Annotated in this window: 19 protein-coding genes; 13 read left to right on the top strand and 6 right to left on the bottom strand. The window is 72.1% G+C overall.

Annotated elements, in window-relative coordinates; genetic code table 11:
- Nucleotides 1-15 precede the first annotated feature (15 nt).
- The 3 genes from ACIRJR_RS15610 to ACIRJR_RS15600 are packed head-to-tail and all read left to right on the top strand — an operon-like array spanning nt 16 to nt 2,220.
- The gene (locus ACIRJR_RS15610; protein ID WP_403779741.1) at nt 16-951 is read left to right on the top strand and encodes a PDR/VanB family oxidoreductase; all 936 of its coding nucleotides are present in this window, start codon (nt 16-18) and stop codon (nt 949-951) included.
- 25 nt (nt 952-976) lie between these two features.
- Nucleotides 977-1,201, top strand: a complete 225-nt coding sequence (locus ACIRJR_RS15605) for a recombinase-like helix-turn-helix domain-containing protein (RefSeq protein WP_203184485.1) — start codon at nt 977-979, stop codon at nt 1,199-1,201.
- Nucleotides 1,202-1,203: 2 nt separating this feature from the next.
- Nucleotides 1,204-2,220, top strand: a complete 1,017-nt coding sequence (locus tag ACIRJR_RS15600) for a Rieske 2Fe-2S domain-containing protein (RefSeq protein WP_403779738.1) — start codon at nt 1,204-1,206, stop codon at nt 2,218-2,220.
- 54 nt (nt 2,221-2,274) lie between these two features.
- On the opposite strand, the gene ACIRJR_RS15595 is transcribed toward ACIRJR_RS15600, so the two are convergent.
- Nucleotides 2,275-2,853, bottom strand: a complete 579-nt coding sequence (locus tag ACIRJR_RS15595) for a MarR family winged helix-turn-helix transcriptional regulator (protein WP_403779735.1) — start codon at nt 2,851-2,853, stop codon at nt 2,275-2,277.
- A gap of 319 nt (nt 2,854-3,172) precedes the next feature.
- On the opposite strand from ACIRJR_RS15595, the gene ACIRJR_RS15590 reads away from it, so the two are divergent.
- On the top strand, nt 3,173-4,528 hold the full coding sequence (locus ACIRJR_RS15590) for a lysine N(6)-hydroxylase/L-ornithine N(5)-oxygenase family protein (protein ID WP_403779733.1): 1,356 nt from the start codon (nt 3,173-3,175) through the stop codon (nt 4,526-4,528).
- 228 nt (nt 4,529-4,756) lie between these two features.
- On the opposite strand, the gene ACIRJR_RS15585 is transcribed toward ACIRJR_RS15590, so the two are convergent.
- Together ACIRJR_RS15585 and ACIRJR_RS15580 are read right to left on the bottom strand one after the other, a co-directional pair.
- Nucleotides 4,757-6,451: an FAD-dependent oxidoreductase gene (locus ACIRJR_RS15585; RefSeq protein WP_403779730.1), complete on the bottom strand. Its 1,695-nt coding sequence runs from the start codon at nt 6,449-6,451 to the stop codon at nt 4,757-4,759.
- A gap of 9 nt (nt 6,452-6,460) precedes the next feature.
- Nucleotides 6,461-7,375: a diiron oxygenase gene (locus tag ACIRJR_RS15580; RefSeq protein WP_403779727.1), complete on the bottom strand. Its 915-nt coding sequence runs from the start codon at nt 7,373-7,375 to the stop codon at nt 6,461-6,463.
- Nucleotides 7,376-7,836: 461 nt separating this feature from the next.
- Here ACIRJR_RS15580 and ACIRJR_RS15575 point away from each other — a divergent pair, with 461 nt between their 5' ends.
- The 3 genes from ACIRJR_RS15575 to ACIRJR_RS15565 are packed head-to-tail and all read left to right on the top strand — an operon-like array spanning nt 7,837 to nt 11,029.
- Nucleotides 7,837-9,177: an extracellular solute-binding protein gene (locus ACIRJR_RS15575; protein ID WP_403779724.1), complete on the top strand. Its 1,341-nt coding sequence runs from the start codon at nt 7,837-7,839 to the stop codon at nt 9,175-9,177.
- On the top strand, nt 9,174-10,136 hold the full coding sequence (locus ACIRJR_RS15570; RefSeq protein WP_403779721.1) for a carbohydrate ABC transporter permease: 963 nt from the start codon (nt 9,174-9,176) through the stop codon (nt 10,134-10,136). Before ACIRJR_RS15575 ends, ACIRJR_RS15570 begins: the two co-directional genes overlap by 4 nt.
- Nucleotides 10,133-11,029 (top strand): carbohydrate ABC transporter permease, encoded by an 897-nt coding sequence (locus tag ACIRJR_RS15565; RefSeq protein WP_403779718.1) that lies wholly within the window; start codon nt 10,133-10,135, stop codon nt 11,027-11,029. Before ACIRJR_RS15570 ends, ACIRJR_RS15565 begins: the two co-directional genes overlap by 4 nt.
- Nucleotides 11,030-11,087: 58 nt before the next feature.
- Here ACIRJR_RS15565 and ACIRJR_RS15560 read toward each other — a convergent pair whose 3' ends face one another.
- Entirely contained in the window at nt 11,088-11,978 is an 891-nt protein-coding gene (locus ACIRJR_RS15560; protein ID WP_403779715.1) for a UbiA family prenyltransferase, read from the bottom strand.
- 118 nt (nt 11,979-12,096) lie between these two features.
- Between ACIRJR_RS15560 and ACIRJR_RS15555 the strand changes: the two genes are divergently transcribed.
- From ACIRJR_RS15555 to ACIRJR_RS15535, 5 genes are all read left to right on the top strand, one after another.
- Entirely contained in the window at nt 12,097-13,155 is a 1,059-nt protein-coding gene (locus ACIRJR_RS15555) for a type III polyketide synthase (protein ID WP_403779712.1), read from the top strand.
- Between the two features lie 13 nt (nt 13,156-13,168).
- Complete coding sequence (locus ACIRJR_RS15550) at nt 13,169-13,696, top strand: isoprenylcysteine carboxyl methyltransferase family protein (RefSeq protein WP_403779709.1); 528 nt, start codon at nt 13,169-13,171, stop codon at nt 13,694-13,696.
- Entirely contained in the window at nt 13,693-14,706 is a 1,014-nt protein-coding gene (locus tag ACIRJR_RS15545) for an NAD(P)/FAD-dependent oxidoreductase (RefSeq protein ID WP_403779707.1), read from the top strand. The genes ACIRJR_RS15550 and ACIRJR_RS15545 overlap by 4 nt, the downstream gene beginning before the upstream one ends.
- 43 nt (nt 14,707-14,749) lie before the next feature.
- A complete protein-coding gene (locus tag ACIRJR_RS15540; RefSeq protein WP_403779704.1) occupies nt 14,750-15,496 on the top strand; it encodes a YqjF family protein in 747 nt (248 codons plus the stop codon).
- Between the two features lie 223 nt (nt 15,497-15,719).
- Complete coding sequence (locus ACIRJR_RS15535; protein WP_403779701.1) at nt 15,720-18,425, top strand: SpoIIE family protein phosphatase; 2,706 nt, start codon at nt 15,720-15,722, stop codon at nt 18,423-18,425.
- 15 nt (nt 18,426-18,440) lie between these two features.
- Here ACIRJR_RS15535 and ACIRJR_RS15530 read toward each other — a convergent pair whose 3' ends face one another.
- Together ACIRJR_RS15530 and ACIRJR_RS15525 are read right to left on the bottom strand one after the other, a co-directional pair.
- Nucleotides 18,441-19,091, bottom strand: coding sequence for a class I SAM-dependent methyltransferase (locus tag ACIRJR_RS15530; protein ID WP_403779698.1), 651 nt, complete (start codon nt 19,089-19,091; stop codon nt 18,441-18,443).
- A gap of 25 nt (nt 19,092-19,116) precedes the next feature.
- Nucleotides 19,117-19,902 (bottom strand): SAM-dependent methyltransferase, encoded by a 786-nt coding sequence (locus ACIRJR_RS15525; RefSeq protein WP_403779695.1) that lies wholly within the window; start codon nt 19,900-19,902, stop codon nt 19,117-19,119.
- Between the two features lie 499 nt (nt 19,903-20,401).
- On the opposite strand from ACIRJR_RS15525, the gene ACIRJR_RS15520 reads away from it, so the two are divergent.
- Complete coding sequence (locus tag ACIRJR_RS15520) at nt 20,402-21,163, top strand: DeoR/GlpR family DNA-binding transcription regulator (protein ID WP_403780338.1); 762 nt, start codon at nt 20,402-20,404, stop codon at nt 21,161-21,163.

Raw genomic sequence — 21,163 nt, 5'->3', positions numbered from 1 at the left:
AGGAGGCAACAGACCATGAGCGAGGAATCGCTGCGGCTGACCGTCCGTCGTATGACCTGGGAGGCCGAGGGAGTCCTGTCCGTCGAGCTGGTCCACCCCGACGGCAAGCCCCTGCCCGCCTGGACCCCCGGCGCGCACCTCGACGTGCACGCCGGCGGCCAGGTCCGCCAGTACAGCCTGTGCGGCGACCCGCACGCTCCGGACGTCTACCGGATCGGGGTGCTCCACGAGCCGGCCTCGCGCGGCGGTTCGCGCTTCGTACACACCCAGCTGCGGCCCGGCCAGCAGATCACGGTCTCCGAGCCGCGCAACCACTTCGCGCTGGAGGAAGCCGACGCCTATGTGTTCGTCGCCGGTGGCATCGGGATCACGCCGCTGCTGGCCATGGCCCGGGAGGCGGCCCGCCGGGGCGCCGCGTGGCGGATGGTCTACGGCGGCAGGAGCCGGGCCTCCATGGCGTTCACCGGCGAACTCGACGCGCTCGGCGGCGACGTCACCCTCGTCCCGCAGGACGAACACGGGCACATCGACCTGGACACCCAGCTCGCCGGCCTGCCCGACGGCACCCTGCTGTACTCCTGCGGACCCGAACCGCTCCTCGCGGCCGTCGAGCAGCGCTGCCCCGCGGACCGGCTCCGCCTGGAGCGCTTCGCCGCGCCGACGGTGGAGCGCGCCGGCGACGACGAGGCGTTCGAGGTCGAGTGCCGCACCTCCGGGCTGACGCTCACCGTCGGCGCCGGGACGTCCGTCCTGGAGGCCGCCGAAGGCGCCGGGCTCGCCGTGGAGAGCTCGTGCCGCGACGGGATCTGCGGATCCTGCGAGACCAGGGTGCTCGAAGGCACCCCCGACCACCGCGACTTCCTGCTCAGCGAGGCCGAGCGGGCCGCGGGCGCCTCGATGATGATCTGCGTCTCGCGGTGCGCCTCCGGCCGGCTCGTCCTCGACCTGTGAACCTTCCCCGCACTCAGGAGACACCGTGACCGACACCTGGCCGTACCTGGACGTCCACCAGTCCCGTACGCACGAGCCCACCCCCTACGAGTACAAGCTCGCCGCCACCCTCGAAGAGGTCTTCACCCGTGAGGGCCACGAACTCGCCGACGTGGTGCGCGGGCTCAACGCCCGCCAGGTCCACGCCGCCGACGGCAGCCCGTGGACCGAGGAGTCCTTCCGCGCCGAGATGAACCGACTGGGAGCCTGACCATGACGCTGTCGTCCTCCGCCACCGCGGACCACATCTACGCCACCGGCCTGCGCAACCAGTGGCACCCGGTCGTCCCCTCGCACTTCGTCGCCCCTGGCGCGATGCGCAAGGTGACCGCACTCGGCGAGCAGTGGCTGCTCTTCCGGCGCTCCGACGGAGCACTGTCCATGCTCGCCGACCGCTGTCCTCACCGCGGAGCCCCGCTCTCCCTCGGCAAACACCTCGGTGACCGGGTCGCCTGCTGGTACCACGGTGTCGAGGTCGAACCCGACGGCACGGTCTCCTCCGTGCCCGGGCTGCCCGGCTGCAGCCTCGAGGGCAAGAAGCTGGTGACCTCGCTGCCCGTGCGCGAGGTCGCCGGTGCGGTCCTCGCGTACTTCGGGGACGAGGAGCACCCCGAGCCCGCCGAACTCACCCTTCCGGAGCCGCTGACGGACCCCGAGGTGGACGCCTTCCTCTGCTACGCGGAGTGGGACGCGCCCTGGCGGTACGCCGTGGAGAACCTGCTCGACCCCATGCACGGGGCGTTCCTGCACCACGACTCACACACCATGTTCGACGGCGACACCACGGCCAAGTTCCGCATCAGGGAGACCGCCCGCGGCTACTTCTTCGAGAAGACCGACCAGCGAGGCGTCAACTTCGACTGGGTGGAGCTCTGCCGCACCGGAGTCGACTGGGTCGACCTCTCCATCCCGTACCCGCCCTCGGCCGGCCCCGGAGGCCCGTTCGGAATCGTCGGAATGGTCTGCCCGGTGGACGGGCGGCGCAGCGGCGTCTTCTTCTGGCGCTACCGCCGGGTCCAGGACTGGCAGCGCGCGTCCTGGCGCTTCCTGTACCGGACGCTGATCGAGCAGCGCCACTGGGACGTCCTGGAACAGGACCGCGTCATGCTGGAGGCCATGCCGGCCGACGCCGACCAGCGCGAGAACCTCTACCAGCACGACCTGGGCGTGGTCCGGCTGCGCCGCCTCTACCGCGCGGAGGCCGAGGCCCAGTCGACGGCGGGAGCCTGAACGTCCGCGCGCGGACGTTCACCCGGTCAGGGTGCCCGAGGCGCCGACGGGCTGTCAGGGCACGGCCGGAACGGGGCGCGGCGCGGCCCGGCCGGCCCGCCCGGCCGCGCCCGGCGGGGCGGTGACGCCGGCCGGGCCGTCGCCGGCCCTGCCGCGTTCGAGGTGGGTGTGGACCCGGCGCAGCAGGGCGGCGAACAGGTCGCGCTCCTCCCGCGTCAAGGGGGCGAGCAGATCCGCCTCGGTGGCGGACACGCCGGAGTTCAGCCGTGCCAGCGCGCGTCTGCCGGCGGACGTCAGCGCGACCTCGATGCGACGGCGGTCCGAGGGGTCGCGGGCGCACTCGACATAGCCGGCCCTGTCCAGATCGGTGACGCTCCTCGTCAGGTCGCTCTGGTTCATGTCCAGCCGTGAGGCGAGATCGCCCTTGGACAGCCGCCCGGCGTCGTCCAGCATGGCCAGGATGGTGAGGTGCCACAGCCGCAGCCCGTGGGCCGTCAGCGTGTCGGTGAGCCTGCGGCGTGCGGCCTTTCCCGTCGCGTACATGAGGTAGGCGTTGAGGTCCAGCACGCTCGACGGGGTCACGCCCACGGCGCCGGGACCGGTGACCGCCCCCGGGGAGCTCGGCTGCTGCAACTTTCCTCCTGACATGGCCGAGGCTCCGGAGGAGGACCGGCGCACCGGCCCGGCGGCCGGGGGCGCCGCACGGGACCTCGGCGGAACAACGAAGGGGCAATTCTTAGTAAAGCAAGCCTAACCTAAGCATGCAATGCCCGTCGAGTGCAGAGCAGTTGATGGCGTGATGGTCGCACGTCCACCCGGACCGCCTGTTCGACAGGGAGCATTAATGAGGTTAGCTTTACCTAAGTTCAGACGCGGCTGCCCTCGGTCGGTGGTCCCTGTCCTGGGTCCCCGGTGCCCACCGAGCCGCCGCCCCCGGCACGATGGGAGTGACATGTCACAGGGTTCACCCGGCGACGCACCACCGGTCCACGACCTCATAGGAATCGGCTTCGGGCCGTCCAACGTGGCCATGGCGATCGCGCTCACCGAGCGCAATTCACGCGTCGGCAGGCAGCAGGCCGTCACCGCTCAGTTCTTCGAGAGACAGCCTCGGTTCGGCTGGCACCGGGGAATGCTGATCGACGACGCGACGATGCAGGTGTCCTTCCTCAAGGACCTGGTGACGCTCCGGAACCCGTCGAGTGAGTTCAGCTTCCTGTGCTATCTGCAGAGCGAGGGGCGCCTGGTCGACTTCGTCAACGGCAAGAGCCTCTTCCCTCTGCGGGTCGAGTTCCACGCCTACTTCGAATGGGCCGCCGCCAAGGTGGACGACATGGTGTCCTACGGGCACGAGGTCCTCGCCGTGACCCCCGTCGTGCGCGACGGAGTGGTGGAGTACGTGGACGTGACGTCGCGTTCGGGTGCGGAGGTCGTGGTGCACCGCGCGCGCAACCTCGTGATCGGTACGGGCCTGCGCCCCCAGATGCCCGAAGGCGTCGGGCGCACGGACCGGATCTGGCACACCTCCGACCTGCTGGCGCGGGTGGACGGCCTGGACGGGGCCGAGCCGCCGTCCCGCTTCGTGGTGGTGGGGGCGGGGCAGAGCGCCGCCGAGAACGTGGCCTATCTCCACCGGCGCTTCCCGGAAGCCGAGATCTGCGCGGTCTTCTCCCGCTACGGCTACAGCCCCGCCGACGACAGCGGCTTCGCCAACCGGATCTTCGACCCCGGCGCGGTCGACGAGTACTTCACGGCGCCGGACGAGACCAAGCGCAAGCTGATGGGCTATCACGCCAACACCAACTACGCCGTGGTGGACATCGACCTCATCGACGACCTCTACCGCACGGCGTACCAGGAGAAGGTCCTCGGGACGGAGCGGCTGCGGTTCCTCAACGTCTCCCGCGTCGTGGACGCGGTGGAGACGCCGGACACGGTCCGCACCACGGTCGAGTCCCTGGTCACCGGGGAACGCACGACCCTCGACGCCGACGTCGTCGTCTACGCCACCGGCTATCTTCCCGCCGACACCCTGGGCCTCCTGGGGGAGGTGGGCGAGCACTGCCTGCTCGACGGCCAGGGCCGGGTCCGGGTCGAGCGCGACTACCGCGTGGCGACCGATCCCGCCCTGCGGTGCGGCGTCTACCTGCAGGGCGGCACGGAACACACCCACGGCATCACGTCGTCCCTGCTGTCGAACACCGCGATCAGGGTGGGGGAGATCCTCGACTCGATCGTCGAGCGCGGGCGGAACGACGAGGCCGGCCGCCAGTACGACGCGGTCGGCGAGGCCGGCGCCCACCTCTGAGACCGGGCCCTTCTGAGGTCGGGCCCCCTCTGAGACCGGCCCCCTCTGAGACCGCCCCCCTCTGAGGCCGGGCCCTCTCTGAGGCCGGGCCCTCTCTGAGGCCGGGCCCTCTGAGACAGGCCCCCCGTGTCCGGCCGGTCGACGAGGCTCCTCCGCCGCCCCGGCCGTCCGGCGACGCGATGCGGCCGTGCCCGCCGACACACCGTCGGCGGGCACGAGCCGGGCGTCTCAGCCGGGAATCCTCCGACGTCCGCCCCTGGCCGCCGCGACCAGCTCGGGCACCGTCGCCAGCTTGACCCGTGGGCGGCCGTCGCGGCGCCCCAGGGCCAGCTCGGCGCGCTCGATCGCCGCCAGGCCGCGAGCGTCCACAACCCGCTTGTTACGGCGCCTCACGAGCCGCTGGAACGCCTTCGCCCCTTGCTCGGGAGCGGGCAGCGCGCCGCCGACGGCATCGTCCAGCAGGGTGCCCACGGTCTCCGCGGCGCAGGTGCGGTTGGCCCCGATGCCCCCCGTGGGGCCGCGCTTGATCCATCCCACGACATAGGTCCCCGGCCGTCCCGTCACCCGGCCGCCCTCGTGGGGAACGGTGCCCGTCGCCTCGTCGAACGGCAGGCCCGGGACCGGCGTCCCGCGCTGGCCGACGGCCCGCAGCAGCAGCCCGGCCGGGATCTCCAGGCCGCTCGTGCCGCCGTCGGCCACGCCGCTCGTGTCACCGTTCCGGCCGTTCGCGCCGTCCGTGACCCGGACAGCGCCCACGGCCGTGTCACCGAGCGCTTCCACCGGCGCCGAGTGGAAGCGGAAGACGATGCGGCGGCCTTCCGGCGGCGGCTCCGACCAGTCCACCGCCTCCCGGGTGACGCCCCGCAGCAGCGCGGCCCGGTCGTCCGGCCCCGCGGCGTCGATGGCCGCGCCGGTCCGCGGGTCGTGGCCGTCGACGACCAGTTCCACGCCGTCCAGATGCTTGAGCGCGAGCAGTTCGGACCGGGTGTACGCCGCGTCCTCGGGCCCCCGGCGCCCCAGGATCACGACCTCGCGCACCGAGCCGGCGCGCAGGGCCTCCAGTGCGTGACCGGCGATGTCCCCCTCGGCCAGTGCCTCGGGTTCGGAGACCAGGATCCGTGCCGCGTCGAGGGCGACGTTCCCCGTGCCGACCACCACGACCCTCTCGGTCGACAGGTCCACGGCGTCCGGAGCGACCTCGGGGTGGGCGTTGTACCAGGAGACGAAGGTCGTCGCGCAGATGCTGCCGGTCAGGTCCTCGCCGGGAATCCCCAGCCGGCGCCCGGCCGAAGCGCCCACCGCGTAGACCACCGCGTCGTGGTGCGCGGCGATCTCCTCCGGGGTGATGTCCCGGCCCACCTCCACGCCGAGGTGCATGCGCACCCTCGGGTGGGTGTGGAATCTGGCGAAGGCGTCACCCGCCCTCTTCGTCGACAGGTGGTCGGGCGCCACACCGTAGCGGATGAGGCCGCCGGCGACGGGCAGCCGGTCGATCAGCGTCACCTCCGCGCTCGTGTGGAGCAGCAGGTCCTCGGCGGCGTACATCCCGGCCGGCCCGGTGCCCACCACCGCGACCCGCAGCGGCGCGAAGTCCGACGGCAGGCTGCGCTCGAAGGACGGCTCACCCCACACGTGGAAGTTCGGTACCGCCGGAGCCTGCTCGGCCTGCCGGTCCGCGAAGTACGCCGCGTTGAGCGGGCCGTACTCCTGCTGCGAGGCGGGGAGGCTGTCCACCGGGAAGACGGCTTCCACGGGGCAGGCGTCGGCGCAGGCACCGCAGTCGATACAGGACTTCGGATCGATGTACAGCATCTCCGTCCGGCCGAAATCCGGTTCCTCCGGCGTCGGATGGATGCAGTTGACGGGGCAGACCGATACACAGGTGGCGTCGCTGCAGCACGTCTGGGTGATGGCGTAGGTCATGTCGTCCGCTCAGATCAGATGGGCACGCTTGTAGAACATCAGCGCGGGCTTGGTGAGCAGGCGGGCCGAGGCCAGGAAGTCCATGAGGCCCGAACAACTGGAGCGCATCATCGACTTGTGGTGCTCGTTCGCCCTGGCCTCGCCGATGGCACGCTTCCCGTCGAGCCCCGCGTTGGCGTAGACGTCCTTGTTCACCATGCTGGTGACGATGACGTAGGACGCGATCGCTATGACGAGCGCGTTGATCCGGCGCCGCACCGGGCCGGCCCCGCTGAGGTGCTTGCGGGTCTCGGCGCGGGCGAACTTCATGTGCCGGGACTCCTCGACGACATGGATGTTGTTGATGGTGCGGACGAAGGGCACGACCCGCTCGTCCCGCATCCAGTCGCGCTGCATGACGTCGAGGACCTCCTCGGCGACGAGGATCGCGGCGTACGCGGCCTCACCGAACGCGAGGGTCTTGAAGGCCCGCCCCAGCTCGACCGCGAGCCGGTGAGGCCGGTAGGGCGGGGCGCCCAGCTTCTGCGCACCGCGGGCGAACATGATCGAGTGCCGGCACTCCTCGGCTATCTCGGTCAGCGCCCACTGGACGTCCGCGCTCGTGGGATCCTTCGCGTAGACGTCCCGCAGGACCATCTGCTGGAGGATCATCTCGAACCAGATGCCGGTGCTGGCCACCGAGGCGGCCTCCTGCCGCGTCAGTTCCCTGCGCTGCTCCTCGGTGAGCTCTCCCCAGTACGCGGTGCCGTACAGGGTGCTCCACTCCGGACTCGCGCCGTGGAACCCCTTGTCCAGGGGCGTGTCCCAGTCGACCTCCGTGGCGGGGTCGTACGCCAGCGTGGCGGCCGATTCGAGCAGGCGGCGGGTGAGGTGGTCCTCGGGCGGCCGGTCCTCTGCATCCGGTCGAACGGTGCTGCTTGCCATGGTGCGGCTCCTCGGTTCGTCAGCGATGTCCTTGGTGCTGTCGCATGAGCATGTAAGTGATGGCTCGTCATATGCAGTGCTGCTCGCCGGACATGGCGGCAGCAGTGGGCGGGGTCCGGCACCGGCCCCGGCCCGTGCGGCCCTCCGTCCCTCTTGTTAGACGGAAGGTATAGCAAGGATGCCGGGTGGGCCTACCCCCCAGTAAGGAATGTGAGCCGATCCCCGCGATATCTCCTCGCGTGTGCCCTGCACCCGGGCCCCGGCGGCCGGTCCGGGCCGCGAAAGCAGGGCGCGTGTTCGTCATGTCGAACATTGTTCGCAATTTCAGCGCGAGTCATTGACGCCGCCTTTTCCCGCGCCTACGGTCCCGTCCGAAGTCACGGGCGCGCGTCGAGATTTCGAACGTGCCGCCTCCCCTTCACGCGTCCCCGCACCTCAGAGACGAGTCGAGACGAGCCGCCATGCAACCACCCCTCCTCAGCCGGCGCCGAGCCCTCGCGGGCGGTGCCGGCGTCCTGGCCGCCGCCGGAGCCCTGGGCTCACTGTCCGGCTGCGCCGCCCCCGCCACCGCCGCGGGCCCGGGACAGACCCTGCTGCGGTTCTGGCATCTGTTCGGCGGCGGCGACGGCGTCAACATGCAGGGCATGCTGGACGACTTCCGGACCGGGCACCCGGACATCGCCCTGGAAGCCTCGACCCTGCAGTGGGGCGCCCCGTACTACACCAAGCTCGGCATGGCCGGTGCCGGAGGGCGGGCGCCGGAGCTCGCCGCCCTGCACCTCGCCCGGCTCGCGGGCTTCGCCCCCGGCAGGCTCCTCGACCCCTTCGACCTCGGCCTGCTGGCCGAACACGGCGTGAAGGAGCAGGACTTCCCCCCGGACATCTGGCGCCGCGGCCAGGTCGGCGGGAAGCAGTACGCCGTCCCGCTCGACACCCACCCCTTCGTCCTCTACTACCAGACCGAGGTCTGCGAGAAGGCCGGACTGATGGCGGGCGGCCGGCTCAAGCCGATCAGCGGCGCGGACGAGTTCGCCGACGCCCTGCGCGCCGCGAAGAAGGCGACCGGGCAGCCGGGTCTGGTCACCGAGACGCTCGGGCCCGACTGCATCACCCCGTGGCGCCTCTTCTCCAGCTTCTACGCCCAGACCGGCGGCACCGTGCTCTCCGAGGACGGCAAGCGCATCGCGCTCGACGACGCCAAGGCGCTCCGGGTGCTGGAGTACCTGGCCCGTCTCGTCGAGGACGGGCTGATGGTGCGCCGCGTCGACTACGCGGGATCCATCGGCGTCTTCAACGGCGGGAAGACCGCCTTCCACCTCAACGGCGAATGGGAGATCAGCACCTTCAAGACCACGGGGCTCCCGTGCTCGATGACCCGCATCCCGGCGCTCTTCGGCACGGCCGCCACCCAGGCCGACTGCCACGCCTTCGTCCTGCCGCACCAGGCGGACCGCGGCGGAGCACCGAACGAGGCCGCGCACGCCCTGGTCGCCTGGATGCTCAAGCACTCCGTGGCCTGGGCCGAGGGCGGGCACGTGCCCGCCTATCTGCCGGTGCTGGACGATCCGGCGTACCTCGCCCTGAAGCCCCAGTCCGAGTACCGCACCGTGATCGACGACGTGGCGCTGGACGAACCCGCGTGGTTCGCGGGCTCCGCCTCCCGGATGTGGATCGAGCTCGGGGCCGTGTTCTCCGGGGTCCTCACCGGCTCCCGGAGTCCGGGCAACGCCCTGACCGAGGCCAAGACGCGGCTGCGGAAACTCCTCGACACCCGCAACCCCCTCCCGGGAGCCTCGTCATGACCTCCACCACCGCGGCGGCGCCCGCACCCGTGGCGAAGCCCTCCGACCGGGCGGCCGGCCGCCCGGCCCGCACGGTGCGCAGGAAGTGGACCGAACACGGTCTCGTGTTCATCGCGCCCTTCCTCCTCGTGTACGCCATGTTCCTGATCTGGCCGCTGATATCCGGCCTTGGCATGAGCCTGACCAGCGAGAACATCACCGGCAGTGGAGGGGAGTTCGTCGGCCTCGACAACTACGCCGAGGCCGTGCGCGACCCCGACGTGTGGTCCTCGCTGTGGAACACCGTCTGGTTCACGGTCCTGTCCACCGTCCCCCTCGTCGTGGTCGGCCTCGTCCTGGCACTCCTCGCCCACCAGTTGCGGGTCGTGCAGTGGCTGTGGCGGCTCAGCTGGTTCGCGCCGTTCCTGCTGCCGTCCGGTGTCGTCTGCCTGCTCTTCCTGAACATGATCCTGCCCTCCGGCTTCGGGCTCGCCGACCAGATGCTGGCCGCCGTCGGGCTGACACCGGAGATCGGATGGCTGACCGACGAGCGGTACGCCATGCTCAGCATCGTGGCGACCACCGTCTGGTGGACCGTCGGCTTCAACTTCCTGCTCTACCTCGCGGCCCTGCAGGCCATCCCGGCGCATCTCTACGAGGCCGCCGAACTGGACGGAGCCGGCGCCTGGAAGCGCCTGAGGCACATCACCCTGCCGATGCTCACCCGCACCACCGGCCTGGTCGTGGTCCTCCAGGTCCTGGCCTCACTGAAGATCTTCGACCAGGTCTACATCATGACCGGCGGCGGCCCCGACGACTCCACCCGGCCGATCCTCCAGTACGTCTACCAGCAGGGCTTCACGGGCTACCGCATCGGCTACGCCTCGGCCGTCTCGTACATCTTCTTCGCCCTGATCCTGACCGTCTCCCTGGTGCAGCCGCTGCTGTCCCGGCGCCGAGCTGAGGAGGCCGCGAAGTGAGCGGTTCCACCACCGTCACCACCCGCCCCGCCCCGAGGTCCGAGCGGTCCGACGCCGGGGGCCGCCGCCCGCGATGGACACCCGGCAGGACGGTCCTGCTGGTCATCGCCCTGCTCCTCACCGCCGCCTGGCTGCTGCCGCTGGCCTGGGCCGTCGCCACCTCCCTCAAGCCGGAGGGCGACACGACGAAGACACCGCTCTCCTGGATCGGTTCGCGCATCACGTTCGACGCGTACAGCAAGGTCTGGGAGTCGGGCGACCTGATGGTCTGGCTCATGAACTCGGCGTACATCTCCGTCATGACCACCCTGCTGACCGTCGTGACCTGCGCGATGGCCGCGTACGGATTCACCCGCACCGACTTCCGTGGCCGGCGGCTGCTCTACGGGCTGGTGCTCGCCGGCATCATGGTGCCTCCGCAGGTCCTCATCGCGCCGCTGTTCCGCGAAATGGTGCAACTCGGCCTCGTCGACACGTACTGGGGCGTGATCCTGCCCCAGGTCGCCGTGCCCGCCATGGTGTTCATCCTCGTGAAGTTCTTCGAGGGCGTCCCCCGCGAGCTGGAGGAGGCGGCCTTCGTCGACGGCGCCGGCCGCTGGCGGGTGTTCTGGACGATCGTCATCCCGCTGTCCCGGCCCGTGCTGGCCGCCGTCGCGATCTTCACCTTCATCTCCACCTGGAACAACTTCCTCTGGCCGTTCCTCGTGACCACCGACCCGGGCGGCATGACCCTGCCCGTCGGTCTCGTCAACGTCCAGTCGACCTTCGGGGTGCGCTACGCCCAGATCATGGCCTCGCTCGTGATCGCCGGGACACCGCTCCTGATCGTCTTCGCGTTCTTCCAGCGGCAGATCGTGCGCGGGATCGCGCACACCGGCCTCGCCGGCCAGTAGCGGCGACACTCCGCCCGACGGCCCGTCCGGACACCGGCCACCGCGTCCACACGGGCCGTCAGGCGATGTCGGCGCCCCGCGCCAGCAGCAGCGCCACATCCACCGACGCCACCGCCACCGTCCCCGCGAGCGCCGTCTTGCGCCAGGCGGCCCCGGCCGGCCGTGGACCGGCGCACGCGGTCGTCGCCGCCACGGCGCAGAGAGCGACCCCGCAGAGCACGGCGACACCCGCTCCACCCGGCGCCCCCGGGGGGCCCAGGACCAGCACCGCCGTGGCCGCCGACAGCGGGACCGGCAGCAGCAGCCGGGTGCGGACCGGACCCAGCCGCTGGGGCAGACCGCGGATGCCCGCCCGCAGGTCCGCCTCGATGTCCGGCAGCACGTCGCCCAGATGGGCCGCCACGCCGAGCAGCGCACCCGCCACCACCGCCCACCAGGCCGGCCAAGGGCCGCCCGGCAGGCTCAGGGCGACCAGGCACGGCAGGCTGCCGAAGCCGATCACGTACGGCAGCCAGGACAGCACCGTCTCCTTGAACCTCAGGTTGTACACCCACGCCCCCACGACTCCGGCCAGATGCGCCGCACCCGCGGCCCCGCCGCACGCGAGCGACAGCACCGCGCAGAGGAACAGGGCCGTGAACGCGGCGCCCCACACCACGCGCCGTCCCACCGCGCCCAGCGCCACCGGTTTCCCCGGGCGCGCGGCCTCGACGTCACGGACGGAGTCGTACGCGTCGTTGCACCATCCCACCGAGAGCTGCCCGGTCAGCACGGCGGCGGCGACCAGCACCCATCGGCCGCCCGGCGGGCCCGAACTGACGGTCAGTGCGGTGACCAGCACGGTCACCGCCACGACCGGGCCCGGATGGCAGGACAGCACCAGCGCCGCCGACACCTGTGGCAGGCGTACGGCAGGGGCGTCCGAGGGCGGCCGGTCCGTGGTGTCCACGGGGCGATGGTAGGGACACATGAGCGGACGGACACGGCAGCCGCGCGCCGCATGTGCGCCGATTCGCCCGGTTCGGTAGGCAGGATATGACCATGACCTCTCCGAAGCGGTGGCCAGGGTGACCCGGATCGCGGCCGTGCACGGGGTCCTGCCGCCCCACCGCCACACCCAGCGGGACGTCACCGACATGGTGACGCGCACCTGCCTGCCCGCGGACGCCGACCGCCGTGTGCTCGACCGGATCCACGCCAACGCGGGGGTACGCACCAGGAACACGGTGCTGCCCCTGGACCGCTACGGCGGACTGGACGGTTTCGGGGCGGCGAACGACGTGTTCATCGGCGCGGCCGTCGACCTGGGCGCCGAAGCCGTACGCGGCGCCCTGCGCAAGGCCGGACTCCGCCCCTGCGACGTGGACCTGCTGATGTTCACCTCGGTCACGGGGATCGCGGCGCCCTCCGTCGACGCGCGGCTCGTCGGCCGTCTCGGCCTGCGCCCCGACGTGAAGCGGCTCCCCGTCTTCGGCCTTGGCTGCGTCGCCGGAGCCGCCGGGGTGGCGCGGCTGCACGACTACCTGCTCGGCCACCCCGGACAGGTGGCCGTGCTGCTCTCCGTCGAACTCTGCTCCCTGACCTTCCAGCGTGACGACGCGAGCCCCGCCAACATGGTCGCGACCGCGCTCTTCGGCGACGGCGCGGCGGCGGCGGTACTGGTGGGCGGGAGCCATCCGGCGCCGGCGCGGGGACCGGAGATCGTCGACACCCGCAGCCGCCTGTACCCGGACACCGGACACGTCATGGGCTGGGACATCCGGGGCTCCGGCTTCACCGTGGTGCTGGACCCGGCCGTCCCCGACGTCGTACGCCGGTATCTCGCCGAGGACGTCGGTGGCTTCCTGGAGCGGCACGGACTGAAACCCAAGGACGTCGCACGCTGGGTGTGCCATCCCGGCGGGCCCAAGGTCCTCGAGGCCGTCACTGATGTCCTGTCCCTGCCCGAAGACGCCCTCGACGTCACCTGGCGCTCGCTGGCCGAGGTCGGCAACCTGTCCTCCTCCTCGGTCCTGCACGTCCTGAGGGACACCATGGAGAAGCGGCCGCCCGAACCCGGGGCGCCCGGTCTGATGATGGCCATGGGTCCCGGCTTCTGCTGCGAACTGGTGCTGCTGCGCTGGTAGTCCGGAGGAACACATGATCTGGTACACCCTCCTGGTCCTGGCGGTCGCGGCCGAACGCCTCGCCGAACTCGCGGTGGCCCTGCGCAACACCCGCTGGAGCCTGGCCAGGGGCGGCACCGAAACCGGCCGCGGGCACTACCCGGTGATGGTGGCCCTGCACACCGGCCTGCTGGGCGCGTGCCTCGCCGAGACCTGGCTGGCCGACCGCCCCTTCGTCGCCTGGTCCGGCTGGAGCATGGTGGCGGTGGTGGCCGCCGCGCAGGGACTGCGCTGGTGGTGCGTCCGCACCCTGGGGCACCGCTGGAACACCCGGGTCATCGTCGTCCCCGGCCTGCCCCTGGTGACCGGAGGGCCCTACCGGTGGCTGAGCCATCCCAATTACGTGGCGGTCGCCGCCGAGGGGGCGGCTCTGCCGCTGGTGCACGGTGCCTGGATGACCGCGGTGCTGTTCACCGTGGTCAACGCCGCGCTCATGGCCGTACGCATCCGGTGCGAGGACGGCGCGCTGGCCCGCCTCGCCGGGGCGGACGTACGCGCGTGATCGACATCCTGGTGGCGGGCGGCGGACCGGCCGGTCTGTCGGCGGCGATCCGGGCCGCCTCGGCGGGCCTGGAGGCCGTCGTGGTCGAACCCCGTGCCGCGCCCGTCGACAAGGCCTGCGGCGAGGGCATCATGCCCAGCGGAGTGGCGGCCCTGCGCGCGCTGGGGGTCACTCCGGCCGGCCGTGAACTCCGTGGGATCCGCTACGTCGAGGGCCGCCGCCAGGCCGAAGCGGTCTTCCGGGGCAGCCCGGGGCTCGGCGTCCGGCGCACCGAACTGCACGCGGCCCTGCACCGGCGGGCTCAGGAGCTCGGGGTGCGCGTCGTCACGGGCAGAGTGGCGGAGGTGAGCCAGGGACAGGACAGCGTCACGGCGGCCGGGCTCACGGCCCGCTGGCTGATCGCGGCCGACGGCCTGCACTCGCCGCTGCGCCGCGAGCTCGGCCTGGAGCGGGGCGCTCGCGCACCCCGCCGTTACGGACTGCGCCGTCACTACCGGATCGCCCCCTGGACCGACTTCGTGGAAGTCCACTGGTCGCGCCACGGCGAGGCGTACGTGACACCGGTGGGGGAGGGGCTGGTGGGTGTCGCCGTCCTCAGCCGCCACCGGTGCTCCCACGAGCAGCACCTCGCCGCCTTCCCCGCCCTGGCCCGTACGCTCCGGGGCCTGGAGGCCGGCCCCGTACGCGGCGCGGGCCCCCTGCGCCAGAGCGCGAGCGCACCCAGAGCCGGCCGGGTCCTGCTGGCCGGCGACGCGGCGGGCTACGTCGACGCACTGACCGGCGAGGGCGTCGCCCTGGCGGCGGCCACCGCGTCCGCGGCGGTCGACTGCCTGGTCGCCGGACGGCCCGAGGCCTACCCCGCGCGGTGGGCGCGCCTTACACGGCGCCACCGTCTGCTCACCGGAGCGCTGCTGGGGGCCGCCGGGCATCCGCTGACCGCCGGACTGATCGTGCCCGCCGCCCACCGACTGCCCCCGCTCTTCGATGCCGCGGTGCGCGCCCTGCAATAGCCGCCCCCGGCCAGGAGTTCCCGGGCTCTGCCATCCTGTCCGGGTGCCGCCCACACCCCGTACACCGCAGCCCGTCACCCCCGATGCGCCGCACCCGTCGATGCGCCCGCTGATGACGCAGTCGTGGCTGGACCTGGCGTTCCTGCACTGGGCCGCGGACCCGGCGGACGTGGCCCCGCTGCTGCCCGCCGGAACCGTGGCGGACACCCTGGACGGGGTCACCTACGTCGGACTCGTGGCCTTCCGGATGTACCGCGTCGGATGGCTCCGCCTCCCCGGCATCCCCTACCTGGGCACCTTCCCCGAGACCAACGTCCGCCTGTACTCCAGGGACGCGCACGGCAGGCGAGGGGTCGTCTTCCGCTCGCTCGACGCCTCCCGGCTGATCCCCGTCGCCGTCGCCCGGAGCGCCTTCCGGCTGCCGTACGTATGGTCCCGGATGGAGATCCGGCGCGAGGCGGACACGCTCACCTACACCAGCCGGCGGCGCCTGCCCGGGCCCAGGGGCGCACACAGCCGGATCGTGGTGCGCGCCGGGGCCCGGATCGACACGCCCAGCGAACTCGAACACTTCCTGACCGCGCGCTGGGGCATGCACACCACCTTCCACGGACGGACGGTGTACCTCCCCAACGCCCACCCCCGGTGGCCCCTGCACCGCGCACAGCTCCTCGCGTGCGACGAGAGCCTGGTGACGGCCGCGGGACTGCCCGCGCCCACCGGGGCTCCGCTGAGCGTGCTGTACTCGCCCGGGGTCCCGGTGCGCTTCGGCCGGCCGAAGCGCCCGTAGAACCCGGCGACGGTCCGGCCGTGGCCGCCGGCCGCGGTCCACGGCACGCCGCCGAGCAGGCCGACGCCGCTCGTACCGCCCATGGTCCCGGTCGTCGCCGCCCTCCTCGCCGGGCAGGCCCTGATCCCGGTGCGGGATCCGGAACCGCCTGACGGGCGCGCCGGAGACCGGAGCCGCCGCGCACGGCTCGCCCGGCGTATGGCCAGGGTGTAAAAAGGGGGACATGGCCGGACGCTACGGCCGCCCGCGTTCGTTTCTCCGGATGAGAAGCCTCGCTGGTCAGGTCTTTCTCCTGCAGGTGGCGATCGTGGTGCTGATCGTCGCTGCCGCCGTGGCCGCGCTCGTGCTGCAGTCCCGTGCCGACAGCGAACGCGAAGCCCGCAACCGCTCCGTCGCCGTGGCCGAGACCTTCGCGAACGCACCGGGCACGGAAGCCGCTCTGAGGAGTCCCGATCCCACCGCCGTGCTGCAGCCGAAGGCCGAGGCGGCGCGGAAGGGATCCGGCGTCGACTTCATCGTCGTCACCGGCCGCGACCTCATCCGCTACACCCACCCGCTGCCCGACCGGATCGGCAAGAAGTTCGTCGGCGAGGTGGAACCCGCCCTGAGGGGCCACGTCGTGACCGAGGAGATCGACGGCACCATCGGGCCGCTCGTCCAGGCGGTGGTACCCGTCTTCGGACCCGGGGGCAAGGTGATCGGCCTCGTGTCCGCCGGCATCACCATCAAGAACGTCAGCGGGGTCACCGAGGGCCAGTTCCCCCTCCTGTTCGGCTCCGCCGCGGGGATACTCCTGCTCACGACGGGAGGCACGGCACTCGTCACCAGACGCCTGAAACGCCAGACCCACGGTCTCGGGCCGACCGAGATGACCCGCATGTACGAGCATCACGACGCCGTTCTCCACTCCGTGCGGGAGGGAGTGCTCATCGTCGGCGGGGACGGACGGCTGCTGCTGGCCAACGACGAGGCGCGAAGGCTCCTCGGTCTCCCTCCGGACGTCGACGGAAGGCCCGTCGAGGAGCTCGGGCTCGACCCCGGCACGACCGGCCTGCTGACCTCGGGGCGCAGCGCGACCGACGAGGTGCACTCCGTGGGCGACCGGCTCCTCGCCGTCAGCCAGCGGTCCACCGACCGCAACGGTGGACCCCCCGGCAGCGTGACGACCCTGCGGGACACCACGGAGCTGCAGGCCCTCACCGGCAAGGCCGCCCTGGCGCGCGGCCGGCTGAAACTCCTCTACGACGCGGGCACGGAGATCGGCACCGCCCTGGACGTCGTCCGGACGTGCGAGGAGCTGGCGGAATTCGCCACGTCCAGATTCGCCGACTACGCCACGGTCGACCTGGCCGAGGGGGTGCTGCGCGGTGAGGAGCCCACAGCCGTCCGCGCCGGCACCGAGGGCCTGCGCCGCTCGGCCTTCAGCGGCATGCGGGAGGACACTGGCCTGTACCCCCTGGGGTCGGTGATCCGGTTCCTGCCGAGCACGCAGATCGGCGCGGGGCTGCTCAGGGGGGACGCCGTCCTCGACACCGATCTGACCCTGCGCTCCGGCTGGCAGCAGCAGCATCCGGAACGCGCCGAGCGCATCATGGAGTCCGGGTTCCACTCCCTGATGGCCGTCCCGATGCGCGCCAGGGGAGTGATGCTCGGTGTGGCCATGTTCTGGCGGGCGCAGAAGCCGGAGCCGTTCGAGGACGAGGACCTCTCCGTCGCGGAGGAACTCGTCGCCCGCGCCGCGGTGAGCATAGACAACGCCCGCCGCTACTCACGCGAGCACAACGTGGCGGTCACCTTGCAGCGCAGCCTGCTGCCGCAGGGCCTCCCAGACCAGAGCGCCATCGACGCCGCCTACCGCTACCTTCCCGCGCAGGCCGGACTCGGCGGGCTGGGCGGGGTCGGCGGCGACTGGTTCGACATCATCCCGCTGCCCGGCGCCCGGGTGGCCCTCGTGGTCGGGGACGTCGTGGGGCACGGGCTGCACGCCGCCGCCACCATGGGGCGCCTGCGCACCGCGGTCCACAACTTCTCCACCCTGGACCTGCCCCCCGACGAACTGCTCTGGCACCTGGACGAGCTCGTCGCCCGCATCGACCAGGACGAGTCGGCCGAGGGCTCGGAGGGAGGAGGCGGAGTCACCGGGGCGACCTGCCTCTACGCGATCTACGACCCGGTGTCCGGGCGCTGCAGCATGGCCCGGGCCGGTCACCTCCAGCCGGTGATCGTCGGCCCCGACGGCAGCGCCGCCTTCGCCGACGTACCCGGCGGCCCGCCCCTGGGGCTGGGCGGCATGCCCTTCGAGACCCTCGACATGCGGATCCCGGAGAACAGCCGCCTGGTGCTCTACACGGACGGGCTCGTGGAGGAGAGGCACCGAGACATCGACGAGGGGCTCGAACTGCTGCGCGGCACCCTGGCCGGGCACCCCGACCGCACGCCGGAGGAGACCTGCGAGGCGGTCCTGCGCGTACTCGTGCCCGCACGCGCCCGTGACGACGTCGCCCTGCTCGTCGGCCGCACCCTCCGGCTCGCCGCCGAGAACGTGGCCGAGTGGGACGTACCCTCGGACCCCTCCGCGGTCGCGGAGGTCCGCGCCCAGGTGTCCCGCAAACTGACCGAGTGGGATCTGGCCGAGGAGGCGTTCACGACGGAGCTGATCCTCAGCGAACTGGTCACCAACTCCATCCGTTACGCCACCGGCCCCATCCGAGTCCGGCTGCTCCGCGACCGGACGCTGATCTGCGAGGTCTCCGACCGCAGCAGCACCTCACCCCATCTGCGCCAGGCGGCCACCACGGACGAGGGCGGCCGCGGCCTCTTCCTCGTCGCCCAGCTGGCCGAACGCTGGGGCACCCGGTACACCGACGACGGCGGCAAGGTGATCTGGACGGAGCAGGTGCTGCAGCCCGGGATGAACGGCCCGGTGTGACACGCCGCGACCGCGTCACGTCCCCGGCCGTGCCGCCTCCCGGCGGCAGTGCAGGAAGAGGTGCGGCTCCGGTACGGCGCCGGGGTGGGCCGGTGTGAACACCGCCGTGTCCTCGTCCACGACCACGAGCCCGGCCCCGGTCGCGAGCTCCCTGAACGCCTCGGGGCCGAAGCTGGTCACCCGCACCTCCTGGCCCATGAAGACGGCGTCCACATCCTCCACGTCCAGGGGCACCGTCGCCAGGACGAGGTGCCCGCCCGGCCGGAGCGCGCCCGCCAGCCGGCGCACGAGCGAGCGCTGCTCCCCGCGCGGCATCTGCAGGAGCGAGAAGTAGACGCAGACCGCGTCGAAGCTCCCCTCCTCCAGCGGTATCCGTCGGATGTCGGCGTGCCGGAAGGCCGCCCCGGGAACCCGGCGTGACGCGAGTTCCACCATGACGGACGAGACGTCGACCCCGAGCACCTCGTGTCCCGCGGCCGCCAGGGTGTGGGCGGTGGGCCGGCCCGTTCCGCTGCCGACGTCCAGGACCCTGCTCCGCGGAGCGAGCCCTCCGAGCAGCCGGACCAGTGAGGCCTCGTGCGCGGCCGAGCCCGCGAACGCGCGCTCGTAGTCACCGCCGATGGCGTCGAACGCCGCGGCCGCCGCGTGCTGGTGTGCATCGGTCATGAGGACGTCGCCTTCCGGACGGGTACTACGGGATGCGGGCGACCGCGACGTACACGCCGCTGAACTCCGGCAGGGGAGCCGGTGTGCCGCGGAACCACTCGGGAGCCGTCACGAGCCCCGGCTCCACGATCTCCAGGCCCTCGAAGAAGCGGGTGAACTCCTCGCGGGTGCGCAGCGCGAGACGGATGCCGCCCTTGCCGTACTCGGCCGCCCCCTGTTCCCCGCGCTCGGGGTTCACGTCCGACGCCCCCTGGGAGAGCACCACGTAGCTGCCCGGGCACAGTTCGGCCGTCAGCCTGCGCACGATGCCCACGGGGTCCACGTCGTCGGGCAGGAAGTGGAGGAGACCCAGGAGCGAGAGGGCGACGGGGCGGTCGAAGTCCAGGACCTTGTGGGCGGCCTCGATGATCGTGGAGGGTTCCAGCACGTCCGCGTGCACGTAGTCGGTGGCTCCCTCCGGACTGCTGACGAGGAGGGCCTCCGCGTGCCGCAGGACGATCGGGTCGTTGTCGCAGTACACGACACGTGACGCCGGACTGATCTCCTGGGCGATCTGGTGCAGGTTCGGCGCGGTGGGTATCCCCGTGCCTATGTCGAGGAACTGGTCCACTCCCTCCCCGGCCAGCCAGGCTGTCGCACGGTTCATGAAGGCGCGGTTCTGGAAGGCCCCGGCCTTGGCCTCGGCCGGCAGGTGCTCGGCCACCGCCTGGTCCACGGGGTAGTTGTCCTTGCCGCCGAGCAGGGAGTCGTACACACGAGCCGAGTGGGGCCTGCTGGTGTCGATGGGGGGCTGAGGTGTTCCGGTCGTCATGACGTGCTCCGCTGCAGATGGGAAGGGCCGTTCCACCTGCGCAGTCTGCCAGCAACTTCCCCCCGGTGGACAGTATTTGCCCCTGCGGTGCGCTGGTGGGAGGGGTCCAGCCGGCGTCGGGGGCCCGTTCACGGGTCAGGGAGCGCCGGCCAGGTCGTGCCGGGGCACGGTCACGGTGCGGGCGCCGGTGCCACCCGGAGCCCGCATCGGGCACCTCGCGTACGGAGATCGAGTGCGGGCGCCCCCCTCACGCCCCTCCATGACCGCCGACGGGCGCGAAACGGGCACGGCGCAGGGCGAAGCGGGCATCGGCCGCACGCCCGCCGGGCCCCGTACCCCGGGCGACCAGCGCAGGGACCGGAGCTGGAACGGGCATCAACGGGCACAGCCCAGGGGGCGAGGAAGCTGGTCGTACAGCCGTTTCTGCTTGTACAAACGATGCGTGAGCCCGAACGGACGCCGGGCCGCGAAGGATCCGGACGAGAGCAAGGATGGTGTCGTGGGCACCGAGGAACGCCGGCGAGGGATACTCGAGGCCGCCCGACGGGACGGCGCGGTCGACGTGAACCGGCTGGCCGAACGGTTCGAGGTGGCCAAGGAGACCATCAGGCGCGACCTGCACACCCTCGAGGAGCACGGTCTCGTCCGGCGCACGCACGGCGGTGCGTACCCGGTCGAGAGCGCGGGCTTCGAGACCACCCTCGCGATGCGCACCACGCACCACGTGCCGCAGAAGTCACGGATCGCCACGGCCGCCGCCGAACTGCTCGGCGACGCCGAGACGGTCTTCATCGACGAGGGCTTCACCCCGCAGCTCATCGCCGAAGCCCTCCCCCGGGACCGCCCGCTGACCGTGGTCACCGCCTCCCTCGCCGTCGCGACCGTCCTCGCGGACGTCGAGAAGACCGCCGTGCTCCTCCTCGGCGGGCGTCTGCGCGGCAGCACGATGGCCACCGTCGACCACTGGGCCACCCGCATGCTCGCCGACTTCGTCATCGACCTGGCGTACGTCGGCGCGAACGGCATCTCCCGCCAGTACGGGCTCACCACCCCGGACCCGGCCGTCGGCGAGGTCAAGGCGCAGGCCATGCGCAGCGCCCGCCGCCGGGTCTTCGCCGGCGTCCACTCGAAGTTCGGAGCGGTGAGCTTCTGCCGCTTCGCCGGTGTCTCCGACTTCGAGGCCGTCGTCACCGACACCGGGCTGCCCTCGGCCGAGGCGCAGCGCTACTCCCTGCTCGGCCCGAACGTCATCCGCGTCTGA

This window comes from Streptomyces sp. NPDC102402 (genome assembly GCF_044765765.1).
GTDB lineage: Bacteria > Actinomycetota > Actinomycetes > Streptomycetales > Streptomycetaceae > Streptomyces.
This window is presented reverse-complemented; position numbering and strand designations above follow the sequence as displayed.